Origin of the sequence: Psychrobacillus sp. L3 (assembly GCF_042945595.1) — a bacterium.
GTDB lineage: Bacteria > Bacillota > Bacilli > Bacillales_A > Planococcaceae > Psychrobacillus.
The window spans coordinates 3359051-3385191 of sequence record NZ_CP168493.1 but is presented as its reverse complement, the minus strand read 5'-3'; the positions used below and the strand labels follow the sequence as shown (position 1 = coordinate 3385191).

Annotated in this window: 30 protein-coding genes; 24 read left to right on the top strand and 6 right to left on the bottom strand. The window is 37.6% G+C overall.

Going from position 1 to position 26141, the window contains the following annotated elements:
* Positions 1–723 precede the first annotated feature (723 nt).
* A complete protein-coding gene (locus tag ACEPXD_RS16875; protein ID WP_391117812.1) occupies positions 724–1830 on the top strand; it encodes an HD-GYP domain-containing protein in 1107 nt (368 codons plus the stop codon).
* Positions 1831–2283: 453 nt separating this feature from the next.
* Positions 2284–2493 carry a hypothetical protein gene (locus tag ACEPXD_RS16870; RefSeq protein WP_391117810.1) on the top strand — a complete coding sequence of 70 codons (210 nt, stop codon included), beginning with the start codon at positions 2284–2286 and terminating at the stop codon, positions 2491–2493.
* A 135-nt stretch (positions 2494–2628) separates the two neighbouring features.
* On the opposite strand, the gene ACEPXD_RS16865 is transcribed toward ACEPXD_RS16870, so the two are convergent.
* From ACEPXD_RS16865 to ACEPXD_RS16855, 3 genes are all read right to left on the bottom strand, one after another.
* Positions 2629–2955 carry a phosphoribosyl-ATP pyrophosphohydrolase gene (locus ACEPXD_RS16865; protein WP_391117808.1) on the bottom strand — a complete coding sequence of 109 codons (327 nt, stop codon included), beginning with the start codon at positions 2953–2955 and terminating at the stop codon, positions 2629–2631.
* Between the two features lie 20 nt (positions 2956–2975).
* The gene (locus ACEPXD_RS16860) at positions 2976–3500 is read right to left on the bottom strand and encodes a cysteine hydrolase family protein (protein WP_391117805.1); all 525 of its coding nucleotides are present in this window, start codon (positions 3498–3500) and stop codon (positions 2976–2978) included.
* Positions 3501–3956: 456 nt separating this feature from the next.
* Positions 3957–4316: a carboxymuconolactone decarboxylase family protein gene (locus ACEPXD_RS16855; RefSeq protein WP_391117803.1), complete on the bottom strand. Its 360-nt coding sequence runs from the start codon at positions 4314–4316 to the stop codon at positions 3957–3959.
* Between the two features lie 160 nt (positions 4317–4476).
* Here ACEPXD_RS16855 and ACEPXD_RS16850 point away from each other — a divergent pair, with 160 nt between their 5' ends.
* From ACEPXD_RS16850 to ACEPXD_RS16820, 7 genes are all read left to right on the top strand, one after another.
* Positions 4477–5481 (top strand): hypothetical protein, encoded by a 1005-nt coding sequence (locus ACEPXD_RS16850; protein ID WP_391117801.1) that lies wholly within the window; start codon positions 4477–4479, stop codon positions 5479–5481.
* A gap of 219 nt (positions 5482–5700) precedes the next feature.
* Positions 5701–6012, top strand: a complete 312-nt coding sequence (locus ACEPXD_RS16845; RefSeq protein ID WP_391117799.1) for a hypothetical protein — start codon at positions 5701–5703, stop codon at positions 6010–6012.
* Positions 6013–6630: 618 nt separating this feature from the next.
* A complete protein-coding gene (locus ACEPXD_RS16840) occupies positions 6631–7074 on the top strand; it encodes an Lrp/AsnC family transcriptional regulator (protein ID WP_391117797.1) in 444 nt (147 codons plus the stop codon).
* An 11-nt stretch (positions 7075–7085) separates the two neighbouring features.
* A complete protein-coding gene (locus ACEPXD_RS16835; RefSeq protein ID WP_391117795.1) occupies positions 7086–7697 on the top strand; it encodes a LysE family translocator in 612 nt (203 codons plus the stop codon).
* Positions 7698–7853: 156 nt separating this feature from the next.
* A complete protein-coding gene (locus ACEPXD_RS16830; protein ID WP_391117793.1) occupies positions 7854–8597 on the top strand; it encodes a 3D domain-containing protein in 744 nt (247 codons plus the stop codon).
* Positions 8598–8727: 130 nt separating this feature from the next.
* Entirely contained in the window at positions 8728–9636 is a 909-nt protein-coding gene (gene purU, locus ACEPXD_RS16825; RefSeq protein WP_391117791.1) for a formyltetrahydrofolate deformylase, read from the top strand.
* A gap of 288 nt (positions 9637–9924) precedes the next feature.
* On the top strand, positions 9925–10335 hold the full coding sequence (locus ACEPXD_RS16820; protein WP_391117790.1) for a YugN family protein: 411 nt from the start codon (positions 9925–9927) through the stop codon (positions 10333–10335).
* Between the two features lie 144 nt (positions 10336–10479).
* Here ACEPXD_RS16820 and ACEPXD_RS16815 read toward each other — a convergent pair whose 3' ends face one another.
* Positions 10480–11391 (bottom strand): urea transporter, encoded by a 912-nt coding sequence (locus ACEPXD_RS16815; protein ID WP_391117788.1) that lies wholly within the window; start codon positions 11389–11391, stop codon positions 10480–10482.
* Positions 11392–11500: 109 nt separating this feature from the next.
* Between ACEPXD_RS16815 and ACEPXD_RS16810 the strand changes: the two genes are divergently transcribed.
* The 12 genes from ACEPXD_RS16810 to tsaD all read left to right on the top strand — a co-directional run bounded on the left by ACEPXD_RS16810 (position 11501) and on the right by tsaD (position 19969).
* A complete protein-coding gene (locus ACEPXD_RS16810) occupies positions 11501–11803 on the top strand; it encodes an urease subunit gamma (protein ID WP_151701338.1) in 303 nt (100 codons plus the stop codon).
* A 16-nt stretch (positions 11804–11819) separates the two neighbouring features.
* A complete protein-coding gene (locus ACEPXD_RS16805) occupies positions 11820–12134 on the top strand; it encodes an urease subunit beta (protein ID WP_391117785.1) in 315 nt (104 codons plus the stop codon).
* A gap of 4 nt (positions 12135–12138) precedes the next feature.
* Positions 12139–13851: an urease subunit alpha gene (ureC, locus tag ACEPXD_RS16800; RefSeq protein WP_391117783.1), complete on the top strand. Its 1713-nt coding sequence runs from the start codon at positions 12139–12141 to the stop codon at positions 13849–13851.
* Positions 13852–13860: 9 nt separating this feature from the next.
* Positions 13861–14316 carry an urease accessory protein UreE gene (ureE, locus tag ACEPXD_RS16795; RefSeq protein WP_151701335.1) on the top strand — a complete coding sequence of 152 codons (456 nt, stop codon included), beginning with the start codon at positions 13861–13863 and terminating at the stop codon, positions 14314–14316.
* Positions 14309–14992, top strand: a complete 684-nt coding sequence (locus tag ACEPXD_RS16790) for an urease accessory protein UreF (RefSeq protein ID WP_391117781.1) — start codon at positions 14309–14311, stop codon at positions 14990–14992. Before ureE ends, ACEPXD_RS16790 begins: the two co-directional genes overlap by 8 nt.
* A gap of 57 nt (positions 14993–15049) precedes the next feature.
* Positions 15050–15661: an urease accessory protein UreG gene (gene ureG / locus ACEPXD_RS16785; RefSeq protein ID WP_391117779.1), complete on the top strand. Its 612-nt coding sequence runs from the start codon at positions 15050–15052 to the stop codon at positions 15659–15661.
* A 1-nt stretch (position 15662) separates the two neighbouring features.
* On the top strand, positions 15663–16487 hold the full coding sequence (locus ACEPXD_RS16780; RefSeq protein ID WP_391117777.1) for an urease accessory protein UreD: 825 nt from the start codon (positions 15663–15665) through the stop codon (positions 16485–16487).
* A 42-nt stretch (positions 16488–16529) separates the two neighbouring features.
* On the top strand, positions 16530–17189 hold the full coding sequence (locus ACEPXD_RS16775; protein ID WP_391117775.1) for a sulfite exporter TauE/SafE family protein: 660 nt from the start codon (positions 16530–16532) through the stop codon (positions 17187–17189).
* A gap of 180 nt (positions 17190–17369) precedes the next feature.
* A complete protein-coding gene (gene tsaE / locus ACEPXD_RS16770; RefSeq protein ID WP_391117773.1) occupies positions 17370–17822 on the top strand; it encodes a tRNA (adenosine(37)-N6)-threonylcarbamoyltransferase complex ATPase subunit type 1 TsaE in 453 nt (150 codons plus the stop codon).
* A complete protein-coding gene (gene tsaB, locus ACEPXD_RS16765; protein ID WP_391117771.1) occupies positions 17819–18505 on the top strand; it encodes a tRNA (adenosine(37)-N6)-threonylcarbamoyltransferase complex dimerization subunit type 1 TsaB in 687 nt (228 codons plus the stop codon). Before tsaE ends, tsaB begins: the two co-directional genes overlap by 4 nt.
* Complete coding sequence (rimI, locus tag ACEPXD_RS16760) at positions 18495–18956, top strand: ribosomal protein S18-alanine N-acetyltransferase (RefSeq protein WP_391117770.1); 462 nt, start codon at positions 18495–18497, stop codon at positions 18954–18956. The genes tsaB and rimI overlap by 11 nt, the downstream gene beginning before the upstream one ends.
* On the top strand, positions 18953–19969 hold the full coding sequence (tsaD, locus tag ACEPXD_RS16755; protein WP_391117768.1) for a tRNA (adenosine(37)-N6)-threonylcarbamoyltransferase complex transferase subunit TsaD: 1017 nt from the start codon (positions 18953–18955) through the stop codon (positions 19967–19969). Before rimI ends, tsaD begins: the two co-directional genes overlap by 4 nt.
* A 519-nt stretch (positions 19970–20488) precedes the next feature.
* On the opposite strand, the gene ACEPXD_RS16750 is transcribed toward tsaD, so the two are convergent.
* Positions 20489–22423 carry an ABC-F family ATP-binding cassette domain-containing protein gene (locus ACEPXD_RS16750; protein ID WP_391117767.1) on the bottom strand — a complete coding sequence of 645 codons (1935 nt, stop codon included), beginning with the start codon at positions 22421–22423 and terminating at the stop codon, positions 20489–20491.
* A gap of 130 nt (positions 22424–22553) precedes the next feature.
* On the opposite strand from ACEPXD_RS16750, the gene ACEPXD_RS16745 reads away from it, so the two are divergent.
* The gene (locus tag ACEPXD_RS16745; protein WP_391117765.1) at positions 22554–23183 is read left to right on the top strand and encodes a redox-sensing transcriptional repressor Rex; all 630 of its coding nucleotides are present in this window, start codon (positions 22554–22556) and stop codon (positions 23181–23183) included.
* A gap of 53 nt (positions 23184–23236) precedes the next feature.
* On the opposite strand, the gene ACEPXD_RS16740 is transcribed toward ACEPXD_RS16745, so the two are convergent.
* The gene (locus ACEPXD_RS16740) at positions 23237–23971 is read right to left on the bottom strand and encodes a CPBP family intramembrane glutamic endopeptidase (RefSeq protein ID WP_391117763.1); all 735 of its coding nucleotides are present in this window, start codon (positions 23969–23971) and stop codon (positions 23237–23239) included.
* Between the two features lie 186 nt (positions 23972–24157).
* Here ACEPXD_RS16740 and groES point away from each other — a divergent pair, with 186 nt between their 5' ends.
* Together groES and groL are read left to right on the top strand one after the other, a co-directional pair.
* A complete protein-coding gene (gene groES / locus ACEPXD_RS16735; protein WP_391117761.1) occupies positions 24158–24442 on the top strand; it encodes a co-chaperone GroES in 285 nt (94 codons plus the stop codon).
* A 34-nt stretch (positions 24443–24476) separates the two neighbouring features.
* The gene (gene groL, locus ACEPXD_RS16730; RefSeq protein WP_391117759.1) at positions 24477–26108 is read left to right on the top strand and encodes a chaperonin GroEL; all 1632 of its coding nucleotides are present in this window, start codon (positions 24477–24479) and stop codon (positions 26106–26108) included.
* Positions 26109–26141 lie beyond the last annotated feature (33 nt).

Below are 26141 nucleotides of genomic sequence, written 5' to 3'. Positions count from 1 at the left end.
CGAGGTGAAAATGAATTTGGGATTGTTTGCCCATCCTTCTCTATAAATGGATGTCCAAGCCATGATGTTATTTCTGTACTAATTATAGGATGATTACAACAAAAGATTAATTAATTGAGAATTCTGATACAACTTTATCCAAAATAATAATTACCCCTCGTTTGCTCCTGACGTAGCGTAAAAATTATAAGGAAGGAATATAGTATGATTTAAGATTTAGAAAATCGTAGTAGCCCCTTTTTCCCAGTGTCAGACTCTGGGAAGTGGTTAAAATAAGGTATTTTCTTGACATATGTTGAATGATTATATCAAAACATAAAAAAAAATTTATTCAACAAAAGACCAGATAAATGAAAATTCAATTACAGCCTTCAATTTAAGTACGGTTCAAGTCGGGTAAGTAAATTTTTTCCAGGTAGACGTTTAAATAAGCCACGCTTTGTTCCATCAAGTCCATATACCTCCTTGTCTTCTTTAACTTTTAAAGCGGGATAATAAATGAAAGAGTCACAGTCCGTAATAATTTATAACCCTATGTTTTAATTGTTTGAATTCTATTCTAGATATCTGACCTTTGAACAACTACCGTATGATCACGACTATTCTCTTCTGCCTGCATTTATAATATAATAGTTCTATATATAGTTAATACCTTTAGTATGAGTATGACATCAACTACAAGTGCAATTGACCCATTGCACTTAGAATGGGGGCAATTGTAAAATGCGTTTAGTAAAAATTGATAAATTGCAGCCAGGAATGATACTGGGTAAACCGATATATAATGAAAAAGGTAAAATTCTTTTAGCAAAGGGAGCAGAACTAATAGATCGTATCATCCCTAAGTTGCAGAAATATAATGTTACAACTGTTTACATAGAAGATGAAGTATCTGAAGGAATAGAGATCATTGAGTCCATACCAGAAGAGTTACGTATGGAAGCCTTAAATACGATTACTGAAGGGTTCCAAACATTAATGGATTTAAGCAATTCAAACTCAAATATTCAAGGGATGATGAAATCAGGTAGGGCAATACGGGGCTTTCAAAAAGTATTCAAGGATATACTGGCGTCGCTAACGGAAAATCAAAATGCATTGAATTTACTAGCTTCTACAAAAGTACATGAAAATTATGTGTTCAATCATTCGTTAAACGTTTCTATATATGCTTGTCAGCTAGCTCTCGAAAATGGATTGCCTCTTAAGAATATTGAAGAAATCGGATTGGGGGCAATGTTACATGATTTAGGAAAAGTGCATATTCCGCTAGATCTATTAAATAAGCCGGGGGATTTAACGAAAGAGGAATATGACCTAGTCAAACAACATTGTGGAAAGGGCTTCGATACACTCCGTAAAATACATGAAATCCCATTACCAGTTGCTCACTGTGCGTTGCAGCACCACGAAAGAATTGATGGAATGGGATATCCAAGAGGATTAAAGGGAGATGAAATTCATAAATATGCGAAAATCATCAGTGTTGCCGATGTCTTTGATGCCGTAACAAACCCAAGATCATTCAGGTCGGGTGTAATGCCTCATAAAGGACTCGAAATACTGAATGCCGGAAGTGGCACTCAGTTCGATCCTGTTCAAGTCAACTTATTTAAAGGGTGTATCGCCATCTATCCACCAGGCTTAACCGTAACATTAAACGATGGTCGAACAGGAATCGTCACTCAATATAACTACCAGGCAGCGGGGCGTCCTGAAATTCGCATTATTAAGAATGAAGAAAATGAAAATGTGAGTCCATATGAAATTAATTTAGGAGCAAAGGAAAACTGGACGCTTGAAATTGTGATGGCGGATGCATTGATTTAAGTTTCTAAAATAATATACGAAGTAGTAAAATGATTTAACATAGTAAAACATTAATTCTTTAGAATAAAGTAAAAATTTGGTCGTATATTCAAGACACTCTTTATAAGGGTGTCCTTTTTTCGTTCTTTGACTGGATAGGGATATTTATGACCGGATAATAAAAAATACGACCGGATAGAAAAAATACTGACCGTTAATAGAGTGAGGTCACTTCATGTTGTGATACACGCAATTAATGCGTAACTCGGTGTAGTGTATGAATTGTTCGTGACACTAGGGGACGTGTTAAAAGTTCAAAGCAAATTCGTGGTTAAATTATAAATATCAAAATCGATATCCGACATATCCGTAAATAAGTGCTTTATAGAACTAAGATTTAACTAATATGCCAATTTCGGAAACAATAGCAGAATGGTAAATTATTCATTCACAACAAAAGGAGGTGAATAAAGTATGAAGGTATTCGCGACAAGGTTTTTAGAAAAGCCATCTACTGATGAAAAAATCAATGTATCAGATTGGTCATGGACTCCTGCTAATTCAGAAGCAATTGATATTTATGCTTCTGGAAATGCAACTTATTCTCGTCAATCTACATATGCTGCAGAAAAAAACGATCGTTCTGATTGTGATAGACCAAAAGAAGGTTTATACATTGCATAAAAAAGCGTTTTAGTGGTTACAACCCATCTTGGATACTAGGTTCTCGTTGAATTTCATATTGTGTAAGGACCTGGTACCCAACACTACGATAACTTTCTTAAATCTTGAATCAGATTCGACGTAATTAGTCGTAGCTTATTCATCCCCAACCTCTATCAAAAATATTCCTTCCTCAAATCCACCACGCTTTTCTTTCTTTGCAATACGGATTTTCTCTAGCTCATCGTATGTAGCTTCGTGAATAGGTAATGCTGCATGGATTAATTCTAATATGTCTGCAAGTTCCTCTAGTGCATCTAGTCGGTTTTCTGATTCTTGGAATTCTTTTACTTCTTCGTGTAGTTTATTTTTGATTTCAGTAAGGTGTTCGGATTTATCTAGTATACGTGTTGTGAATTTACCTTCAGATTTTTCAATGACTTGTGGTATGAGGTCTCGGACAAGTTTGTTGTAAATTGGCATCGGTTGTTCCTCCTTGATTATTAATGAAATATAATGTCTATCGTTTCCTGCGTATCTGCAAACCATCTTAATACTTGATTATGGTGGTTGATAATTTGTTGTGCAGTTAATTCTCCAGAATCCCATGTACTATGGGCATCGGTTACTAGGGTAATCTCGTATCCTAAACTGTAAGCATTTCTGCAAGTAGTATCTACACATACTTCGGATTGGATGCCGGCAATTATTAGGTGTTCAATCGGAAATTTTTGTAGCACCTCTTGCAAGTTTGTTTTATAAAAAGCATCTGGTGTTGTCTTTTGAATGACAGTGTCTCTGATCGCAGGTGTAATTTCAGGGTGTATTTCCCACGCTTTTGTACCGGGTTCTAACATTTTTCCAGTTGGAGCATTATGTTGGATATAAATGATGGGAACATTATTGCTTCGTGCATTTCCAAGAAGCTGCTGGATGTTGCTGATAACTAATTTGTCGTTGAATACTGGATTTTCTTCTAAGAACATACCGTTTTGAACATCAATAATTAATAGTGCGCTTTTTTTCATAACCTTCTCCTCTCAATCTCTATTAGTCATTATAGAATGGTAAGATTAGGAATACAAATATGCTTTTAAATTAATAACAGAGGTGTTCATATATATATATATAAACAAAAGGTATTAGATCCTTATGCCACCTTTTCTGATTGTAGGAATTGCATTGGTATTCTACTTATCAGATGAGTATAGAAAATATTCATTGATCGTCATGGTTCTTTTTTGGATTACTTATTATTCTTGGGATTTTATTGCTTAGAAGAAACTCACTAAAGAATGAATGTTCTAAAAAAATGATTCGTACCCCTGTGTTTTAAACAATCTACCTATAATTCGAAACAGAACATAAGTTCGTTTTGGCGCAGGGAGTGTTTATGTGTGCCAAAATTAGGATTGGAGAAATGTGAACTTCTGTGTTTAATTGGAATGGGAAAACAGCCACCTAGTTTAGGTGGCTGTTCTAAGTTATTGAACGGTTCCTCTGAAGTCTTTGAGTGAATCTTGCCAAACGGTTACACCTTGGCTCATGGCGGATCCACCGCCTAGAGCAGCAGCCACTCCGATTGCCTCTATCATTTCATTCTCAGTACCACCCGCATCGAGGCAACCTTTTGTATGGTAGACGATGCAGTATTCGTTATGGGCATGTACGCTGATGGCGAGTGCGATAAGTTGTTTCTGTTTCTGGTCCAATTTGCCGTCTTCGAAACAGGACTCAGTGAATGCATGAAAGGCTCGGGCCACATCCGGCAATTTTTCGGTGAAACTGCCCATTCCAACTTTATATTCCTGTAATACAGCTTCTGTATACGTAATTTCCTCCATGTACTTTCCCTCCTATTCGAAGGTAGTATTTGCAAGACGGAGGAAGGCATGCATTGATATTTGAATTTTCACAAGCACCTCATACTAAAAAACATGAAAATATTTTGCGGGGTATGGTATGGTAAACTATCTACAAATAAAATTTTAGAAGGTGAAAGTTATGCTAGAAGTTAGCGATAGTAAATTAGCGAAGTATGTCGTGCATTATATGGCCGACGAGCTCGTGCTAGGTCATGAGGCATTACTACAGCCGGAGGTCATGCTAGAAGCGGCCTTTGCACAACTTGCGTTCCATAAACTCGACCTAGACCAACAATACGCATTTTTTCATGAGACGGATATCGGATTAAATGAAGTGTATACATACGCGAAGAGTATTTTTGATAATAATCATATTTTCCTTGAACAATCGCAACATATAGCTAAGCACTTACATAGTGTATCCCAACACCCGAATATAAAAAGTGGCGAATTATTCATTGGCTTATTTGAAAATTGCTTGTTCAATAATGAAGTCAGACAAGTAATAGCTATTGTGAAAATTGATGAAAAAGAAATGTTTTTAGATGTGAAAAATGAGCAAAATATAATGGTTGTGAACGGCATCGATGGCATTAACGTGAAAAAAGTTAATAACCTCGTCGTCATTATCGATATGGGTCAAGACGAAGTACCAGCTGTATTCTTGAAAACGAAAAGAAAAGAAGATGTTGTATACTGGCAAGAACGTTTTTTAAAGCTCAAAGTGGCAGACGAAAGCTTCCATAAAACGAATTTAGCATTAACAGAATGTAAAAAATATATTTTAAAAGAAGAGACTTTTACGAATACCGATAAACTAGGTTTTTTAAACAAAACGCTTGAATACTTTAGAAATGAAGAAGAATTTCAGGTGGATGACTATATTGAAACGGTATTTGAAGCAGCGGATGAAGTACAAAAAGACGTCCTTATTAATACGGTAAAGCCCTATGAAACGGAAATTTCTGAGAGTGCGATTGTGAAGGCAGAAAAAGGTTATAAGCGAAAAATTAAACTGGATGCCAATATCGAAATTCAGGTAAATGTAAGTGATATCGCGAAAGTGAATGAACTGATTGAAGTCGGCTATGACGAAGCTACGAATCGTAAGTTTTATAAAATTTATTTCGAAGAAGAAGCGTAAACAAAACGAATCCTTCCCGTAACACTTAGAAGTTCGTGTCCCTGTGTAAAGCAGCCGATGATCCAATTTCGGTTGTTTTTTACTATCCATTTCCTTTTGAATCCATAGTAGGAATTATTGGACATCTTTTTAATTCATGTTTATATATAATTCAATTGTCTAAGTGGCATCCATTATACAGCATAGACTACAAGGAATTGATAAAAAGGAGGGGAAAATTTGAGGAACCCAGAACAACTTCATGGTGGACATGAACAACATATGCACCAACATACTCACCATCATCATCATCACCACTATCATCCTAGCGTCCCAGTGCATCACGTAGGACATCATGTTCAACATGTAGGCCACGATGCTCAACACCATCACATAGTTCAACCGGTAGGTCATCATGTGGGGCATCACGTAAGTCACAATGCTCAACACCATCACATGGTTCAACCTGTAAGTTATTACCCAGTTGGTCATCATGAAGGACATCACCATCAAATGCCGCATCATGACCAGGAAGGTTTGAACCGTATTTAAAGAAATAGAAGGCAACTTCAACATTTAGAAATAACTATAACCAAAATTTTATGAAACGTTGTTTAAAACTGCGCAACAGGGAAATTGACAGTTATTTGATTCGGCGAATTCTTTATTTTTTCTTGGATTTCTTTGAATGATTTTAAAAATTCTGTTTTCACTAGAATACAAGCGGTATTAGATTTCCTACTTGTTTGTTATATATGAGAAAAGGATCTCCCCTCTTTATATTAATAAGGCAAGATAATAAACATTTAAAGAAGCTTTAAGTAACAAGTTTATAACAAAATAAATGGCTATTTTAGAAGTTTTCTTATGTCCCTTCTGAAATAGCTCTTTCGTATTGTATTTATTTCCACCTATGAAAATACAATGGATAGGAGCAAATAGTGTAGACCCAATCAAATAATCCAGGTTCGAAGCAACTATAAAGTGTTTCGGATCTGGACTTTTGACTGTCCTAAAATTATTAAGTTTCCTAGTTTCTATATTAAAAATTAGTTTATTTATTTTGGTATTTTACGAATAAAATTTACTTTTTATCGAAATTTTAAGATGTTGTTTATTTATTTTAAGTCATTGCTTATAATGATTTAAAAACAAAAAAAGGGTGATGTCATGATGGATTTGATAGATGCGAAGATTTTAGAAGCATTAAAGAAAAATGGGAGGGCAACTGCTTCTGAAATAAGCAAAAATGTAAACTTGTCGATACCTGCAGTATCGGAACGAATAAGAAAGCTGGAAGTCGCAAAAATAATTGAGCAATACACGGTGAAAATAAATCGAGAGAAAATGGGTTATAAATTATTAGCGATTATTTTTTTGAATATCGACCATGCGGCTAATATTAAAAGCTTCAGAGAAGCTATCATTCCTTTTATCGAAGTAATTGAGTGTCATCATATGGCAGGTGAATATGATTATATGTTAAAAGTTTTAGTAGAAGATACGGCTGAGTTAGAGATTTTGCTAAATGACAAGCTAAAATCCATTCAAGGCGTTCGAACGTCCAATACGTTAATTGTATTATCCACTCTAAAAGAAAATTCCAACAGGTAGGTGCGTAGCAAATGATTTGGAAAGGGTTTCGATTTGGGTTGCTTTTGCAGATTGCTGTAGGTCCAATTTGTTTGTTTATATTTCAAACTGCTGCAGTCTCTGGTTTTTGGGCAGCAGAGATTGGTGTTTTAGGTGTAACGATTGTCGATGTTTTTTATATACTTGGAGCTATCTTTGGGATTGGAGCTATACTTACGAAGTATAAAAAGTCGAAGGGAATCATTCATTACATTGGAGCGGCTGTTCTAATTGTTTTTGGTTTAAGTAATGTAATCGGTTTTTGGGGAGTTTCTCTTATCCCAAGTTTGGATTTTCTTTCAGAGCAAAGTACGCAAAGTGTTTTTTGGAAAACACTCGTATTAACGCTATCCAATCCTTTAACAATCTTATTTTGGGCAGGCGTGTTCTCTACAAAAATAGGACAAGAAAATATGAAGCAAAATGATTTGTACTCTTTTGGACTTGGTGCTGTATTATCCACTTTCCTATTTTTAACCATCATTTCGGTATTAGGAAGTTTGTTAACGATATTTTTAGCACCAGTTGTATTGAAATTATTTAATTTATTGGTAGGTTTAGTATTAATAGCTTTTGGAATTAAAATAGTATTTAAAGTTAATTGAACTCTATAAAGAAGCCACTTTTCTAAACAGATTTTAGTTGTTTAGGAAGGTGGCTTCTTTGTGTTTTATTAGAATGTTTGGTTTTCAAAGTTTTTGGGCAATACTTAGAAAAATTATAAAATGTTTGTCAGATTATATGCGAGGAGGAACTATATTTTGAAGAAAGTTAGGATTATATTGTTAATATCGCTATTAGCATTCACAACGAATTCGGTAGCGCATGCATCCATAATCTTCGATGTCGCCACGAATGATGTAGAATTATCGGTCTCACCAGATTTATTAGATGAAGTAGTAGCCACTGAAGATCAATCAGAAAAATTTGATATCCATTTCCAAGATGCCTATAATATGAGATTGGTTTTAGAACCCGAACCAGAAACGTATACAGTCGTTAAAGGGGATAACTTATATCGGATTGCACAGGAGCATGATATTTCTCTAGAAGCGCTTATGAGCTGGAATGGTCTTACAGGTGATTTAATCCATCCTGAAGATGTATTGATCGTGAGCGGTGATGAAGAGGCAGATGAGGTCGTTAAAACGGAGTCAGATAATAAGGTGGCAGTCGTATATTCGCCAATTATTTCATCTCCAACCGTGCAGGAAGGGAAAGAGATGACTGTGATAGCGACCGCATATACAGCTTACTGTAATGGTTGCTCTGGAACGACTGCTTATGGCATAGACCTACGCGCGAATCCTGATCAGAAAGTTATTGCAGTGGATCCGAGGATTATTCCACTTGGTACTAAGGTTTGGGTGGAAGGATACGGCGAGGCTATTGCTGGGGATACAGGAGGAGCTATTAAGGGGAATAAAATTGATGTATTCATCCCTTCTTATGATAGTGCCATGCAATGGGGAGTTAAAAAAGTGAAAATTAAAGTGATCAATTAAAAAGATGCCTATGTAACGTTTGTTGCATAGGCATCTTTTTAATTTGCAAAATAGAAATAATTCTTGAGAATGTTCACATAATAAAGCATAATGAGAAAATTAATATATTACATATAGGGGTTGTACAAGCATGTCTACGAAAACAGAAGTCAACAAAAAATTGATGAAACACAACAAGCAACTTGAAAACAGAGGACGCTTATTAGTAAAATGTCCAGATAAACCAGGGATTGTATCGGTGTTGTCCACTTTTTTACATAGTCATAACTCGAATATTATGGAATCGAGTCAGTATTCAAGTGATCCAGAAAACGGTACCTTCTTTATTCGGATTGAATATCACAGTGATGGTTTGCTCGAGAAATCAGAACAAATGGAAAAGGATTTTGAAAAAATAGCTACTAACCATTCGATGGAATATGAGTTTGCCTATCCGAATGAGCGAAAGCGATCGGCTATATTTGTTTCAAAAGAACCGCACTGTTTGATGGAACTGTTGTGGGAATGGCAAAATGGTGATCTCGATACGGATATCGTCGTTGCTATTAGTAATCATGAAGATGCGCGACCAATCGTAGAAGCACTGGGAATCCCTTTTCATTATATTCCGGCGAATAAAGATATTCGAAAGCAGGTGGAAGCGGAGCAGATTCGTCTCATGGATGAATACGAGGTGGACTTGTTGATCCTTGCACGTTATATGCAGATTCTAACGCCAGATTTTGTTAACCATTTTGAGCGTCGAGTTATTAATATTCACCATTCCTTCTTACCGGCGTTCATCGGAGCAGGCCCATATGAGCGAGCATTCGAGCGAGGTGTGAAACTAATCGGGGCAACGTCACATTATGTAACTAATAACCTGGACGAGGGTCCGATTATCGAACAAGACGTGGAACGAGTCGATCACCGGGATGATGTAATTGAATTGAAGAAAATTGGTCGACAAATTGAGCGACGAGTGCTTGCAAGAGCCGTAAAATGGCATTTGGAGAATCGGATTATTGTAGAAGGCAATAAAACGATTGTGTTTCATTGAGTAATTTTCCAGTATCCAGATCATAGCTTATCTCGGAATTGGGTTTTTGCATTTAGTCTCGGGCGGTCCAAAATAGTCTCGGGTAGTGTCAAATTGGTCTCGCCACCTATTAAACTTGTCTCGGGTTTAACACAATTGGTCTCGAAGTACCATTATTTGTGAAAAGAACACCACCATTTAAAGGGTCATACCACTCAATAACTCCAAGATAGAATTTGTCGGAGAAAATGTCTTTTGGTATTTTTTCACCGATTATTGGAAAAGATATATAAAAAGGAGTGAGTGTATTTGTTACAGTTGCAAACTGATTTAGAAGGTAAAATGGCGTATTTTGGTGACCTACGCAATCGTATTCAAAGTCTAGGGTATTCGATTGGTGGAAATTGGGACTATCATAAAGGAAGCTTTGATAATGTTTTGTGGCGTGATGAAGGAGAGACTATATATTTGAGGCTCCCATTTGAAGTGTTAGAGGGAGATCTGGATCATCACGAAGCGTATATTAGGTTTCAAACACCGTACGTTATCAAACATGTCGTAAATGTTGGGCTGGACAAAGATGAAAATTCTTTACTAACCTCTACAGGATTCGACCAATTCCAAGACCCTGTCGATAAGGATGGAAAAATTGAAAATAAAAATAGGTGGGCACACGCTGGAGAACAGGCAGTGGAGCAAGTAGTTCGACTAGTTCACTAATCCATAAAACCGTTTCGGAACCACTAGCCGAAACGGTTTTGTTTTTTAAAAAGACAAGAAGGAAAGTAAGATTTGAATAGATTAAATATATCCTGGCGAGAATGTATAAGAATAATTAAAAGAAAGGATAGCAGGATGAGGGATTCAAATATTGGGAAATACTTTCCGAGCATTTTGAATGAGCCAAGTAGATAGAACAAAAGGCATCGTCAGGACCGGTAAACCATACTGAAGTAAAAAAGTGTCTAGGCTTGCTGTAATATGTACAGAAAGAATAGAGGCAAAAATGCCAGTAATCCAAGCATGTTTATGCTTAACTTCTAAAACAGAAGTGACTGCAATCATTGTTAGAACTGCATTGTAACTGTAAAGACCTAAGTTGATTAAAGAAATCTCTCCCCCAAGGAAAAGAGCTGATAACCAACCTATAACAGAGCCAATAATTGCATAAATTCCATAACTTATACTTGCAATGAAAATAGCTAAGAGGAAAAGGATAGCAGGAAGCATCTCATCTAAAAAAAAGATTTGTCCAATACCGCTAATTAATCCATGCCAATTGAGTGGACCATCAACTTCCCTTTCCCAATTTATTAAGTTTTGGGGCATAATATTTGCTCCTGGTTTGATGAAACTCAGCCGAAAAGAAGTGCCAATAAAAAACCAAGTAAGAATGATGTATGGAAATGTGAGAACTGGCATATCGAAACGCTTTGTGATATTTAACAAAGCGGCGGTTACGATGGTTGTAACTCCAGCACATACTAACGCAGTAACCCATTTATGGGGACCTTCTAAAAATAAAAAAATTGCTAATCCTGAAAGGACTGAGTTAAATCCAAAGAAACCAGTATTCAATACTTTTTTATCTGCACCACAAAGACTTGCAACGAGAGTCCCGATAATAGCAGAGCCAATTGTAACGAAGCCTAATGGTATAGAGTAAAGAAAAATTCCAACTAAAATCAGTAATCCTGAAAAAATATTTTCGATAAAGACAACTTGTGAAATTCCTTTGACTGATGCGCTCATAAGTTGAATGAACTTTTCTTTCATAGTGGTCACCTCTCTTTTCATGGAGCTTTAATTTACTAAATCAATATAAGATTCTAATTATTTTACCCTCTTTTACACAATATACACTCACTTGATTGGAGGAAAACGTATGCAATTGTTGCCACGTGAACAAGAGAAATTATTAATTGTTGTTGCAGCAGATTTAGCGAAACGCCGAAAAGAAAGAGGCCTTAAACTAAACTATCCAGAGGCAGTTGCGCTGATCACCTATGAAATTTTAGAAGGTGCGCGCGATGGGAAGACTGTAGCAGAACTAATGTCTTATGGAGCAACTATTTTATCATCTGAAGATGTGATGGATGGAATATCGGATCTAATTGAAGACGTTCAAGTGGAAGCAACTTTCCCAGATGGTGTGAAACTCGTGACTGTGCACTTTCCAATTAGCTAAAAAGGAGGATGTCGAATTGAGACCTGGAGATTATGTACTAAAAGAAGAGGACATTGTGTGTAACGAAGGGAAAGAAACGAAACGTTTATCTGTTGTTAACACTGGAGATAGACCTGTACAAGTTGGATCGCATTTTCATTTTTATGAAATAAATACGGCGCTCGAATTTACACGTGATGAAGCATTTGGTTTTCGATTAGATATACCGGCTGGATCTGCAGTTCGCTTCGAGCCAGGTGATCCAAAAGAAGTTCAACTCGTTGCATTTGGAGGAGAAAGACGCGTTTACGGATTGAATTATAAAACGGAAGGCACATTAGATCGGGGGTAATGCTATGAGTTTTAAATTATCGAGAGAACAATATGCATCTTTGTACGGACCTACAACCGGGGATGCAATTCGATTAGCGGATACGGAACTTTTCATTGAAATTGAAAAAGATTACACCAATTATGGGGATGAAGTAGTTTTCGGAGGAGGAAAAGTGATTCGAGATGGAATGGGTAGCCATCCTCTTGCAACACGTGATGAAAACGTTCCAGATGTGGTTATTACAAATGTGGTCGTTCTAGACTACACAGGAATTTACAAAGCTGATGTAGGTATCCGAGATGGTAAAATTTTTGCCATCGGAAAAGCAGGGAACCCATTAGTAATGGATGGCGTGGATATTGTCATTGGTGCATCTACAGAAATAATTGCAGGGGAACATAAAATTTTAACAGCTGGTGGTATCGATACACATGTGCATTTCATTAATCCTGCACAAGTCGAAACTGCTTTAACAGCAGGCTTAACGACACTAATTGGAGGAGGAACTGGTCCTGCTGAAGGGTCCAAAGCAACAACTGTTACACCAGGGGAATGGAATATTCATCGAATGCTTGAAGCTGCAGAAGATATGCCTATCAATGTTGGCTTTTTAGGAAAAGGCCATGCAGCTGCAGAAGAGCCGCTTGCGGAACAAATTCGTGCGGGTGCGATTGGACTAAAGGTACATGAGGACTGGGGAGCAACATACGCCTGTATTGATATGTCCTTAAAGGTAGCAGATGAATATGACGTTCAAGTTGCTTTACACTCCGATACGTTAAATGAAGGCGGATTCGTAGAAAATACAGTCGCATCCTTTAAAGATCGAGTAATTCATACGTACCATACAGAAGGTGCGGGAGGAGGACATGCTCCGGACCTTATTAAAGTAGCAAGTCAAATGAATGTACTACCTTCCTCTACTAATCCTACATTGCCTTATACGAAAAATACAGTTATCGAGCATATGGATATGTTAATGGTTTGTCATCATTTAAACCCAGATATACCGGAAGATGTTGCTTTTGCTGATTCTCGTATTCGTGCGGAAACAATTGCAGCGGAGGATATTCTGCAAGACATGGGAATTTTCAGTATGACAAGTTCCGATTCACAGGCAATGGGGCGCATTGGGGAAGTTATCATTCGAACATGGCAAACAGCAGATAAAATGAAAAAACAACGAGGCAAGTTTGAGAAAGACCAAGGAGTTGGAGATAACAATCGTGTGAAACGGTATATTGCAAAATATACGATAAATCCGGCTATTACACATGGAATTTCGGAATACGTAGGGTCAATTGAAGTAGGGAAGTTTGCGGATTTAGTTCTGTGGGATTCTAAATTTTTTGGTGCAAAACCAAGCATGATACTTAAGGGAGGAATTGTAGTATCCGGCGTAATGGGAGATGCAAATGCTTCTATTCCAACACCACAACCGATTCTTTATCGTAAAATGTACGGAGCAATGGGGCGAGCCAAATACAAAGCAGCAATTACATTTATTTCAACAGCTGCATATGAAGCAGGCGTGCATAAAAAACTTGGATTAGAGAAAACGATACTTCCAGTTCGTGGGATTCGAAACTTAACAAAAAAGGATATGAAACTAAATGGAGAGACTCCAGAAATTGAAGTTGATCCAGAAACTTACGAAGTGCGTGTAAACGGAGAACATCTAATATGTGATCCAGTAGATGAAGTACCACTCGGACAACGATATTTCTTATTTTGAGGTGATGAAATGATTATTGAAAAAGTTGTCGCGCATATCGATCAAATCGATCCAGATGTTCTAGCGAAGACACATAAAGAAAAAGTATTGATGGAAAGTAGTGACCTAGTGAAAAGAATTAATCGGGTCACAACTGATCATGGGAAAGAAATTGGCATTCGCTTAACGGAAGCAAAAGATTTGCGAGCAGGCGATGTACTTTATATGGATGAAAAAAATATGATCATAATAGAGGTTTTTCCGGATGATTTATTAATTATTCAACCTCGAAGTATGCATGAAATGGGAACAATTGCACATCAACTAGGAAATAGACATTTACCAGCTCAATTTGAGGAAGACCAAATGCTTGTTCAATATGATTATTTGGTAGAAGAGTTGTTGGAACAGCTTGAAATTCCTTTTACACGTGACAGGCGCAAAGTGAAACAAGCCTTCCGTCATATTGGGCATAGTCATGACTAACATGTTGTCTTTGCTTCAATTATGCGATTCCAATTTGCCAACGGGCGGCTTTAGTCACTCGTTTGGACTAGAAACGTATATACAAGAAAATAAAGTTTTGGATAAAAAGAGCTTTTCTAAATGGTTAAAAATGTATTTAGATGAGCAACTCGTCTACGCAGACGGGCTTGCTTGTCGACTTGTCTACGAGGCATTAGTGGATAATGATTATCAAAAGATATGGGATTTAGACCGACGTATTACGGTTCAAAACTTGTCTCGAGAAACGAGGGAAGGTGCGCATAAAATGGGTGAGCGAATGCTTACTTTAGGCGTAGATTTATACACTAGTTCATTGTTAGAAATGTATAAAGAACGGGTGTCAAAAGATTTATCATTCGCGCATTCTGCAATTGTATTTTCCATTATTGCTTTTCAATTGGAAATTCCAAAAAAATTAGGGATTTCGGCATATCTTTATTCCTCAATATCTGGTTTAGTTCAAAATGCAGTTCGTGGAATTCCACTTGGTCAAACAGCTGGACAGCAGTTACTGCGAGATTTTCAATCATATATTGAAGAAGCTGTGAATAAAATAGGTTATCTGTCAGAAGAAGATTTTGGAGCAGTAGCACCGGGTCTAGAAATAGCACAAATGAAACATGAAAGAGTTAATATCCGAATATTCATGTCTTGACCTTATTCAGCAGTTGTTAAATAAAGTGGAATTAAATAAGGAAGGACGTCTTGGAGTATGGAACCGATTAAAATTGGAGTTGGTGGACCAGTAGGTGCTGGTAAAACAATGCTAGTTGAAAAATTAACGCGCCATATGGCAGATGAGATTAGCATGGCTGCGATAACGAACGATATTTATACAAAAGAAGATGCAAAGTTTTTAATGACAAATGGGGTACTCCCCGAGGATCGTATTATTGGGGTTGAAACTGGGGGATGTCCACATACCGCAATTCGGGAAGATACATCGATGAACTCCGCGGCAATTGAAGAATTGAAAAAACTACATCCTGATCTCGAACTAATTTTTGTTGAAAGTGGCGGTGATAACTTAGCAGCAACATTTAGTCCAGAACTAGTTGATTTCTCCATTTATATTATTGATGTTGCACAAGGAGAAAAAATCCCACGAAAAGGTGGACAAGGAATGATTAAGTCGGATTTGTTTATTATTAATAAAATCGATTTAGCTCCTTATGTTCATGCAAACTTAGATATTATGGCGGCCGATACAAGAGTATTTCGTGGCAATAAGCCATTTATCTTTACTAACCTCCAAGATAACACTGGATTAGATGAAGTAATCGATTGGATTAGAAAAAATGTTTTATTGACAGGGTTGAAATAAAATGAAAAGTTGGACAGGTATATTACAGCTTGTGATGGAGAAGAAGAATGAAAAAACGATCACAAAAAGTGTTTTCTATGAGGGTGCATTAAAAGTAATGCGCCCAATCTATCTAGATAATTCAGGGCAGGCGTGTTTTTTCATGTTAAATCCTGGAGGTGGGTATGTCGGTGGTGACCGCTATCGAATAGAGGTTACGCTTGAGGAACAGGCGGAATTAGTATTAACAACTCAATCCGCGACAAAAGTGTATAAAACATTAAGTGCTCCTGTCTTACAGGAGACAGAAATTATCTTGAAAAAGGGTAGTATTCTCGAATACATACCTGATCCATTAATTGCCTATCGAGAGGCAAAATATCACCAGCATACGGTGATTAGAATGGAGAAAGGATCGACACTTCTTTATATGGATATCTTAACGCCAGGTTGGTCCCCAGATGGTGAATGGTTTAAATACGATCAATTACAGATGAAAAACGAAATATATTTGGAGGATCAATTAGTCGCATTCGATCATTTAATGCTTCAACCTGCGAAATCACAAGTAAATGATATTGGCTTTATGGAAAGTTATACGCATTTAGGCTCGATGATCGTTGTCAGTGAACATTGCTCGCAGCATTTTCTAAATTTGTTGTATGAAAAGGTAGAACCTCATATCGGGAATTGTAAAATGGGTATGTCGATGTTGTCTGTGCCAGGATTCACACTCAGAATTCTAGCATCCTCTACGCAACAAATAGAAGAAATACTAGCGATTTGTACATCTTTTATTCGACAAGAGTGGTTTGCTAAAAAGACTTTATCCTTAAGGAAATACTGAAAGTCATATATATATATATATAATGAAAAAGGGGTTGCGTGAATGGATGTAACGTTATTTTCAATATTATCCATAGGTTTTTTACTTGGTATTAAGCATGCTATTGAGCCGGATCATGTGATTGCGGTATCAACGATTGCAAGTAAAAGTAAAAAACTTTGGCAGTCTACATTAGCTGGTGTTTTTTGGGGCATTGGACATACTGCAACGTTATTAGTTGTCGGTCTTATTTTAATCGTAATGAAAAATGAAATTTCGGATAGAATGTCTATGTCTCTTGAGTTTGTCGTTGGAATTATGCTTGTCTATTTAGGAATTATGAATATTATTAATTTCCGCAAGAAAAAGCAGCATACACATCCTCATATGGAACAATCTAGTAACAAAATGTCTTACTTAAAGTCGACAACTATCGGTCTAGTTCATGGTTTAGCAGGAAGTGCGGCAATGGTGCTATTGACGATGACGATTGTGAATTCAGTTTGGGAGGCTGCCGTTTATATTTTAGTTTTTGGAGCAGGGACTATTTTGGGTATGTTGTTTTTTACAACATTACTGGGTATTCCATTTGTGTTTAGTTCCAAAAAATATAATGTAAACAGAATTTTAGCATTGTCTGCGGGAGGGATTAGTTTAGTTTTTGGTATTTACTATATGTATAATTTGGGCGTAACAGAAGGATTATTCTCTCTTTGGATTTAATTTTTTATCGATTCTATTAAGTAGGGACTAGACTAATAAAGGGGATATTATACTCCTCTCTTTAGTCTTTTTTTGTATTAATTTCGGAACGCTCGGAAACAAGGACTGTATACTTACATTCTTCCACGTATTTCTTTATAATAGAAGCAAATAGAAGTGAACTTGAAAGGATCGCATTAGATGAAATATGAGCGTATAATTTATTCAGAACTAGAAACCGAGGCACTAGCCCAACAACTATCGGCACTCCTACAGACTAGTGATGTGCTCACTCTAGAGGGAGATTTAGGAGCAGGCAAAACCACCTTTACGAAAAGCGTTGCAAAAGGCTTGGGAATTACGCGAAATGTAAATAGCCCAACGTTCACTATATTAAAGCAGTATGAAGGAAGAATCCCTTTAAATCACTTAGATGTATACCGTTTAGCAGATAGTGATGAGGATTTAGGGTGGGACGAGTTATTTTACGGGGATGCCGTCAGTATTATCGAATGGGCCCATTTAATAGAAGAAGATTTGCCGACAGAGCGTTTGGCGATTCAAATACTACGCTTGGAGGACGATAAGCGAAAGTTTACGTTTGAGCCTTTAGGCAAACGATATGAACAATTATGCGAGGAGCTTTTTGAATGATTTGGTTAGGAATAGATACATCACATACACCGCTTGCAGTAGCTATTGTAAAGGACAATCAAGTGATTGCAGAGTATAAATCATCCCTTAAAATTACGCATTCGATTGGAACGATGCCTGCAATTGAAGAAATATTGAAAAAAGCGGACATCAAACCTGGAGAAATTGATGCGATTGCCGTTGCAAATGGTCCTGGTTCTTATACAGGAGTGCGAATCGGTGTGACAATAGGGAAAACACTTGCATGGACACTAAATATTCCTATTTTTTCGGTGTCTAGTTTACATGTGTTAGCTGGAAATGTACCGCACTTTCCGGGTGTTGTTTGTGCGATTATGGATGCAAGGCGCGGCAATGTATTTGCGGGCATATATACGAATAGTGAAGTAGTGAAGGAAGCTCATATGTCGTTAGTCGAACTACTTGAAACAGTGGATGAAATGGGACAACCAGTTTTATTTGTCGGTATGGATGTTGCCATTCACTGGGAGCAAATAAAAGAAGTACTCGGAGATAAAGTGCAACGTACAAACGCAGCATTCGATTTGCCAAGTGCATCGGTTTTAATTGAACTTGCGAAAAAGCAAGAAGCTACTAACGTGCATGCGATGGTGCCGGAGTATTTACGCGTGACAGAAGCAGAGGCAAACTGGATGAAAGAGCAGAAGAATAATGGAAACTAATCTACTAATAACGTATCGAAAAATGGCGATGGAAGATATCGATCAAGTGCTTTTAATAGAAGAAGAAGCTTTTTCGACGCCTTGGACGAGAGAAGCATTTGAGCATGAAATGGCGACCAATTTGTATTCGTATTATATTGTGGCGGAGACAGAAACGAAAGAAATTATTGGTTACTGCGGTATGTGGCTCGTCATGGATGAAAGTCATATCACAAATGTAGCGGTTGTGGAATGTATGCGCGGACATAAAATTGGGGAAGGTTTAATGCGTGAAGCAATTCGAGTAGTGCTAGAACAAAATGTGGTGCTTATGACGTTGGAAGTAAGGGTAACAAATGACATTGCGAAGAATTTATATCATAAATTAGGATTCCAAGACGGCGGCATACGAAAAAACTATTATACAGATACGCAGGAGGATGCGCTTGTGATGTGGGTGGAATTTAAATGACAAAAGATCAATATATTTTAGGAATAGAAACAAGCTGTGATGAAACCGCAGCATCCATTGTGAAAAATGGGCATGAAATTATATCTAATGTGGTCGCTTCTCAAATTGAAAGCCATAAGCGCTTTGGTGGAGTCGTCCCAGAAATTGCGTCAAGACATCATGTAGAACAAATTACAATTGTCATTGAAGAAGCATTGAAACAAGCGGATATGTCGCCAAAAGATTTGGATGCAGTAGCAGTTACAGAAGGTCCAGGACTTGTAGGAGCGCTTTTAATTGGAATAAATGCAGCAAAAGCTTTTTCCTTTGCAAACGGTCTTCCTCTTGTTGGTGTGCATCATATTGCCGGTCATATTTATGCGAATGCACTTGTGCAGCCGATGGAGTTTCCGCTTCTTGCGCTAGTAGTTTCAGGAGGACATACTGAACTTGTACTAATGAAAGCGGACGGTCAGTTTGAATTAATAGGAGAGACCCGAGATGATGCAGCGGGAGAAGCATACGATAAAGTGGCTCGTGTATTGAATCTTCCTTACCCTGGTGGTCCTCATATTGATCGACTGGCAAATGACAGCGACGGAGCAGTGCCGTTTCCAAGAGCTTGGCTAGAAGAAGGATCATATGATTTTAGTTTCAGTGGCTTGAAATCAGCGGTTATTAATTATCAACATAATGCGGAGCAGCGCGGAGAAAAAATTAATCCGAACCATTTAGCAGCTGGATTCCAACAAAGTGTAGTAGAAGTGTTAACGGCAAAAACGTTAAGAGCAGCCCGTGAGTTCAATGTAAAACAAGTCATTGCTGCTGGTGGAGTTGCTGCGAATAAAGGACTTCGCCGTACACTCGAAGAAACATTTGCAAAAGAAAATATTCCATTTTATGTTCCACCTATCTCACTATGCACAGATAATGCAGCGATGATTGCGGCAGCAGGAAACTCTATGTTTTCAGCAGGGAAAACAGGAAATTTGTCGATGAATGGTCGACCAGGGATGGAACTTCATAATTGGTAAACGAAATCCCCTTTTCTTCGACAAGAAAAGGGGATTTTTTAACAGGATTTTTTTCGATTGTCAAGAGAGAACATTCGTACTTATGCACAATCTGTGGATAACCTGTGTATAATTATTTCTATTTCAATATATAGTGTCTTTTTTATACACAACTTCGTAGATGGAAGACTATCAAATCTGTGGATAGTGTGCATAAGTCTGTTGATATGTTGCTATTACTGGTTTTTTGATGTGAATAAATTTGTGGAAAAAGATTAAGTGAAAAAAAGGGGTTGACCAACATATATGGGCAAGAATCGACAAGTCGTTTTGCCACTATGTTCGACATATTATAATGCATATATGCAAAAACATCCTTTTCTATATAGAAATCTGCTAACTAGGGGCTTTTATTTACACTAAATGGCTATTCGAGACCGATTGTGCTGAACCCGAGACCAATATGCCACTACCCGAGACCAGTTTTACACTATACTTTTGGTCTCAACAAAAAAAGAGACACCCATCATGGGTATCCCTTTAATTTGGAGCGATTTCCTCTAATAGCTCTTGTAATTCCAGCCATTCATTCGATAAATCATCTTGTTTTGTCTTTAATCCATCTAATTCAAGCTGTAATTGTTGGACTGCTTCGTGATCTTGGAAAATTGCTGGATCGCAAAGCTTTTCTTCTATAGAAGCTATTTCTGAATCCACTTTTGGAATTTGTGATTCTAATTCTTCCAATTGGCGTCGGAGTTGGCGTTCTTTCTTCTTCGCTTCTTTATCAATCGTCGAAGTGCTTGTCTTTACGACAACCGTTTTTTCGATGATCGCATTTTCTAGAGCAAGTTCTTCAAGCTCTTCTTTCTTTTCTAAGTAGTAATCGTAATCACCTAAGAAAAGAGCAGCATTATCATTCGATAACTCAATAACCTTCGTAGAGATTCTATTGATAAAGTAACGGTCATGCGATACGAAGAGGATGGTTCCGGGAAACTCTAGTAATGCATTTTCTAATACTTCCTTACTATCTAAGTCTAAATGATTCGTCGGTTCATCGAGTACTAAAGTGTTTGCTTTTAATAGCATTAACTTAGCTAGGGCAAGTCTTGCTTTCTCTCCACCAGATAACGTAGAAACAGTTTTTTGCACATCATCTCCGCTAAAAAGAAAGCGTCCCAATACATTGCGGACATCTTTTTCATTCATCTGTGGCCATTCATCCCAAAGTTCTAGAAGTACGGTTTTATTGCCAGTGAGAGCGGCTTGTTCTTGGTCGTAGTATCCAAATTGGACATTCGTTCCGTATTGTATTTTACCACCGGCATGATCTATTTGCTTCATTATGGTTTTCAAGAGGGTAGACTTACCAACGCCATTAGGCCCAACAAGTGCGATCCGATCTTGCTTATAAACAGAAAACGAAATATTGGAGGAAACTTTTTTGTTTGGATATCCAACAGCAATTTCTTCGAGACGAAGCACGTCGTTACCGCTTGGACGGTCAATTGTAAAGCCGAAATTAGCTGATTTTTCATCGCCGTCTGGTGAATCCATCCAGTCTGTTTTTTCAATTACCTTTCGTCTCGACTGTGCCATTTTCGTTGTAGAGGCACGAGCTAAATTCTTGTTGACGAAGTCTTCCAACTTCGCCTTTTCCTCTTGCTGTCTTTCATACATTTTTTTATCTCGTTCATAGTTCTTTGCTTTTTGATCTAGATAGCTGCTGTAATTACCAACATATCTTGATACGTTATGGCGAGAAACTTCATATACAAAGTTCACTACTTGATCTAAAAAGTAGCGGTCATGCGAAACGATTAGAATCGCACCACTATAATTTTTCAAATAGTTTTCTAAAAAGTTTAATGTAGCTATATCTAAATGATTGGTAGGCTCATCTAAAATAAGTAAATCTGGTTTGCTAAGCAGCATTTTGGCTAGTGCAAGCCTTGTCTTTTGGCCACCAGATAACGCTTGTACAGGTTTATCATAATCTTCAGGGAAGAATTGCATCCCGTGTAAGATAGAGCGGATGTCAGATTCGAATCGATAACCGCCTGCTTCATTGAAAGCTAGTTGTAGTTCATCGTACGTAGCGGCTACTCGAGCATAAACTTCGGAAACCTCATATACGGATGGGTCAGCCATTTGCGATTCTAATGAACGAAGCTCTTTTTCAGAGTCAATCAGATGACTAAAGATGGACTTCATTTCCTCCCAGATGGAGAGTTTTGATTCGAGTCCGGCATGTTGTTCTAGATAGCCTAATCGAATGTTTTTCGGCATAATAATATCGCCGGAATCATGCGACATTTCGCCAGCAATTATTTTAAGTAATGTAGATTTTCCAGCACCGTTTCGGCCGACAAGTGCGACCCGATCCCGGTCTTGAACCTCTAACTTTACGTTTGTTAATATATCTTCCCCATTAAAGGATTTTGTTACTTGATTGACTTGTAAAACAATCACGATGATTCGCACCTCAATTCTATCTTAAGTGTAATAGATAGGTCTTGTCGTTGCAACGCTATAGCTTTATAATGAAATGAATGTTAAGTGCGTTAAAATCGATTCGTTCCAATGAAATAGGAGTGTTTTTATGAAACCTGAATTACCAAAAATTCCTCAAGCAACAACAAAAAGGCTTCCACTATATTATAGATTTTTACAAAGCTTTCATAATGCTGGTCATAAAAGAGTTTCATCGCAAGAATTAAGTGACGTGATGAAAATAGATTCTGCAACGATTCGTAGAGACTTTTCTCATTTTGGAGCTCTAGGGAAAAAAGGTTATGGATATGATGTTGCTAACTTACTGGAGTTTTTTCGTAAAACATTAGATCAGGATGAAGCAGCAAATGTTGCGCTTATTGGGGTTGGTAGTTTAGGAACTGCTTTTCTTAAGTATAACTTTCAAAAAAACCATAATACGAAAATTGTTGTTGCCTTCGATACAAAAGCACCGGTTGAAGGAATGATGAAAAGTGATATTCCAGTTTTTAATCCTAGTGTAATGGAAGAGAAGTTGTTGGAATATGGCATTGAGTTAGTTATTTGTACCGTTCCAAGTCGCTCTGCTCAAGAAGTTGCTGATCGACTAGCAAAAACGGAAATAACAGGTATTTTGAACTTTACGCCAGTAAGGTTAAATGTTCCGGATACAATTCGTGTACATACGATTGATTTATCCGTAGAAGTACAAACGCTTATTTATCTTATACGAAACTAAAATGTAGAATAAAGCAAAAGTCTTCCACCAAATATGTTTGGTGAAAGACTTTTTTAGTGCATTTGGGAGTATATTTCGAGAAAACTTTGCATTTTTTCTCCAAACTTTTGTATTTCTTCCCCGTAAAACTGGAAGAGCACAACAAAACCATTCAAAAGCATATGAGAAATCATAGAAGCCATAATGCGCTTTGTCTTATGATAGATGAAAGCGAATATAAACCCCGATACCGCATATAGTAGGATGTGCGTAAAGTCGAAGTGTATAATACCGAACACGATTGCACTGACGGCAGCTGCAACAAAGAAATTCGTTTTAGGCAATAAAGAACCAAAAATGAGGCGGCGAAAAATTAACTCTTCTAAAATTGGGGCAAATAGGACAATCGAAAATATTGCTAGTGGAACAGCGTGTGCAATTTCGATGAACTGCGCAGTATTTTCGGAACCAGCTTCAACACCCAATTTTATTTCGATATTAGCTGCAATCCCTTGGCCTAATAAAACAAGGAAAAACCCAAGAACTCCCCAACCAATCGTTTTCCCAAGTGTTGTCGGCTTTCCTTTCAACGGAGACAAGAAAACATCATTTTTTCTTACTAAAAGGAGCGTAATAAGCGTTGCAACTCCCATGCTTATGAACACCCACCAACCTGAAGCGAGTAACGCAGCATTTTGAACGTCCCTAGTTTCAAGAATTTTATATAGTAGTGGTGCAAAAAGGGCCCCAGAAAGCTGCATGACGCAGTAAACAATTAAAATATACAAGCCTGTTTTTTGTTGTTTCACATTATTTAATTCCTCTCAAGAAAACAATTCTTTTTCATTGTATAGGAAATAAACGATAAAAAGAAAAAATTAGCCTTCTCGCTTGCAAAATGTTCTGTGATTAATTATCATTATAAGTGTGTTAGCACTCGAAGAGTAAGAGTGCTAATAATATCAAATTCAACTATTTTAGGGAGGTAGTTTCACTTGTTAAGACCATTAGGTGATCGTATTGTAATCGAATTAATCGAAGCTGAGGAAAAAACAGCATCTGGCATCGTACTTCCAGACTCTGCTAAAGAGAAGCCACAAGAAGGAAAAGTAATAGCTGTCGGTACTGGACGAGTACTTGAAAACGGCACTCGCGTTGAATTAGACGTGAAAGAAGGAGACCGTATCATCTTCTCTAAATATGCAGGTACTGAAGTAAAATATGAAAATAACGAATATTTAATATTACGCGAAAGCGATGTTCTAGCTGTAATTGGCTAATAAAAACGAAACAATAATTAGGAGGTAAAAAAACATGGCAAAAGAAATTAAGTTCAGTGAAGACGCTCGTAGTGCAATGCTGCGTGGAGTGGATAAACTTGCGGATGCAGTTAAAGTAACGCTTGGACCAAAAGGACGTAACGTCGTTTTGGAGAAAAAATTCGGTTCACCACTTATTACAAATGATGGTGTGACGATTGCAAAAGATATCGAATTAGAAGATGCATTTGAAAATATGGGTGCAAAATTGGTTGCAGAAGTTGCATCTAAAACAAATGATATCGCTGGTGACGGTACAACAACTGCTACTGTTTTGGCACAATCCATGATTCGTGAAGGATTGAAAAACGTAACAGCTGGTGCAAATCCTGTTGGAATTCGTAAAGGTATCGATCTTGCAGTTGCTGCTGCAATTACAGAACTAAAAGCAATCTCTAAAGAAATCGAAGGCAAAGAGTCTATCGCTCAAGTTGCAGCTATTTCTTCAGGGGACACTGAAGTTGGCGAATTAATCGCTGAAGCAATGGAACGCGTTGGTAACGACGGTGTTATTACCATTGAAGAATCGAAAGGATTCACAACGGAGCTTGATGTGGTAGAAGGTATGCAATTCGACCGTGGATACACATCTGCTTATATGGCAACAAACACAGATAAAATGGAAGCGGTTTTAGATAATCCATATATCTTAATTACAGATAAAAAAATCTCAAGTATTCAAGAAATTCTTCCTGTACTTGAGCAAGTAGTACAACAAGGCAAACCACTTTTACTAATCTCTGAAGATATTGAAGGGGAAGCATTGGCTACTCTAGTTGTAAACAAATTACGCGGAACTTTCAATGCTGTAGCTGTTAAAGCTCCAGGATTCGGAGATCGTCGTAAAGCAATGCTGGAAGATATCGCAATCCTAACTGGTGCTGAAGTAATTACAGAAGATTTAGGATTAGAATTAAAATCTACAGACATTTCACAACTAGGACGTGCTTCTAAAGTTGTAGTAACAAAAGACAACACAACAATCGTTGAAGGTAATGGAGAATCAGATCGCATCGCTAGCCGAGTAGCTCAAATCCGTTCTCAACTAGAAGAAACAACTTCTGAATTCGACAAAGAAAAACTACAAGAACGCCTTGCAAAACTTGCTGGCGGAGTAGCAGTAGTGAAAGTCGGGGCAGCAACAGAAACAGAACTAAAAGAACGCAAACTTCGTATTGAAGACGCTCTTAATGCAACTCGTGCAGCTGTTGAAGAAGGTATCGTATCTGGTGGTGGTACTGCACTAGTGAACGTATACAACAAAGTAGCGGAAGTTGCAGAAACACAAGAAGGCGACGTAGCGACAGGTCTTAAAATTGTACTTCGTGCACTAGAAGAACCAGTTCGTCAAATCGCAAACAACGCAGGTCTGGAAGGTTCAATCGTAGTGGACCGTCTAAAACGCGAACCAATCGGTATTGGTTTCAACGCAGCAACTGGTGAATGGGTAAACATGATGGACGCTGGTATCGTAGATCCAACTAAAGTAACTCGTTCTGCACTTCAAAACGCTGCATCTGTAGCTGCATTATTCTTGACTACAGAAGCAGTAGTAGCAGACATTCCAGAAAAAGGCGGCGGCGGTATGGGCATGCCTGACATGGGTGGAATGGGCGGCATGATGTAATAAGGCCGTCAATCCCTTGATATATAAGGGTTT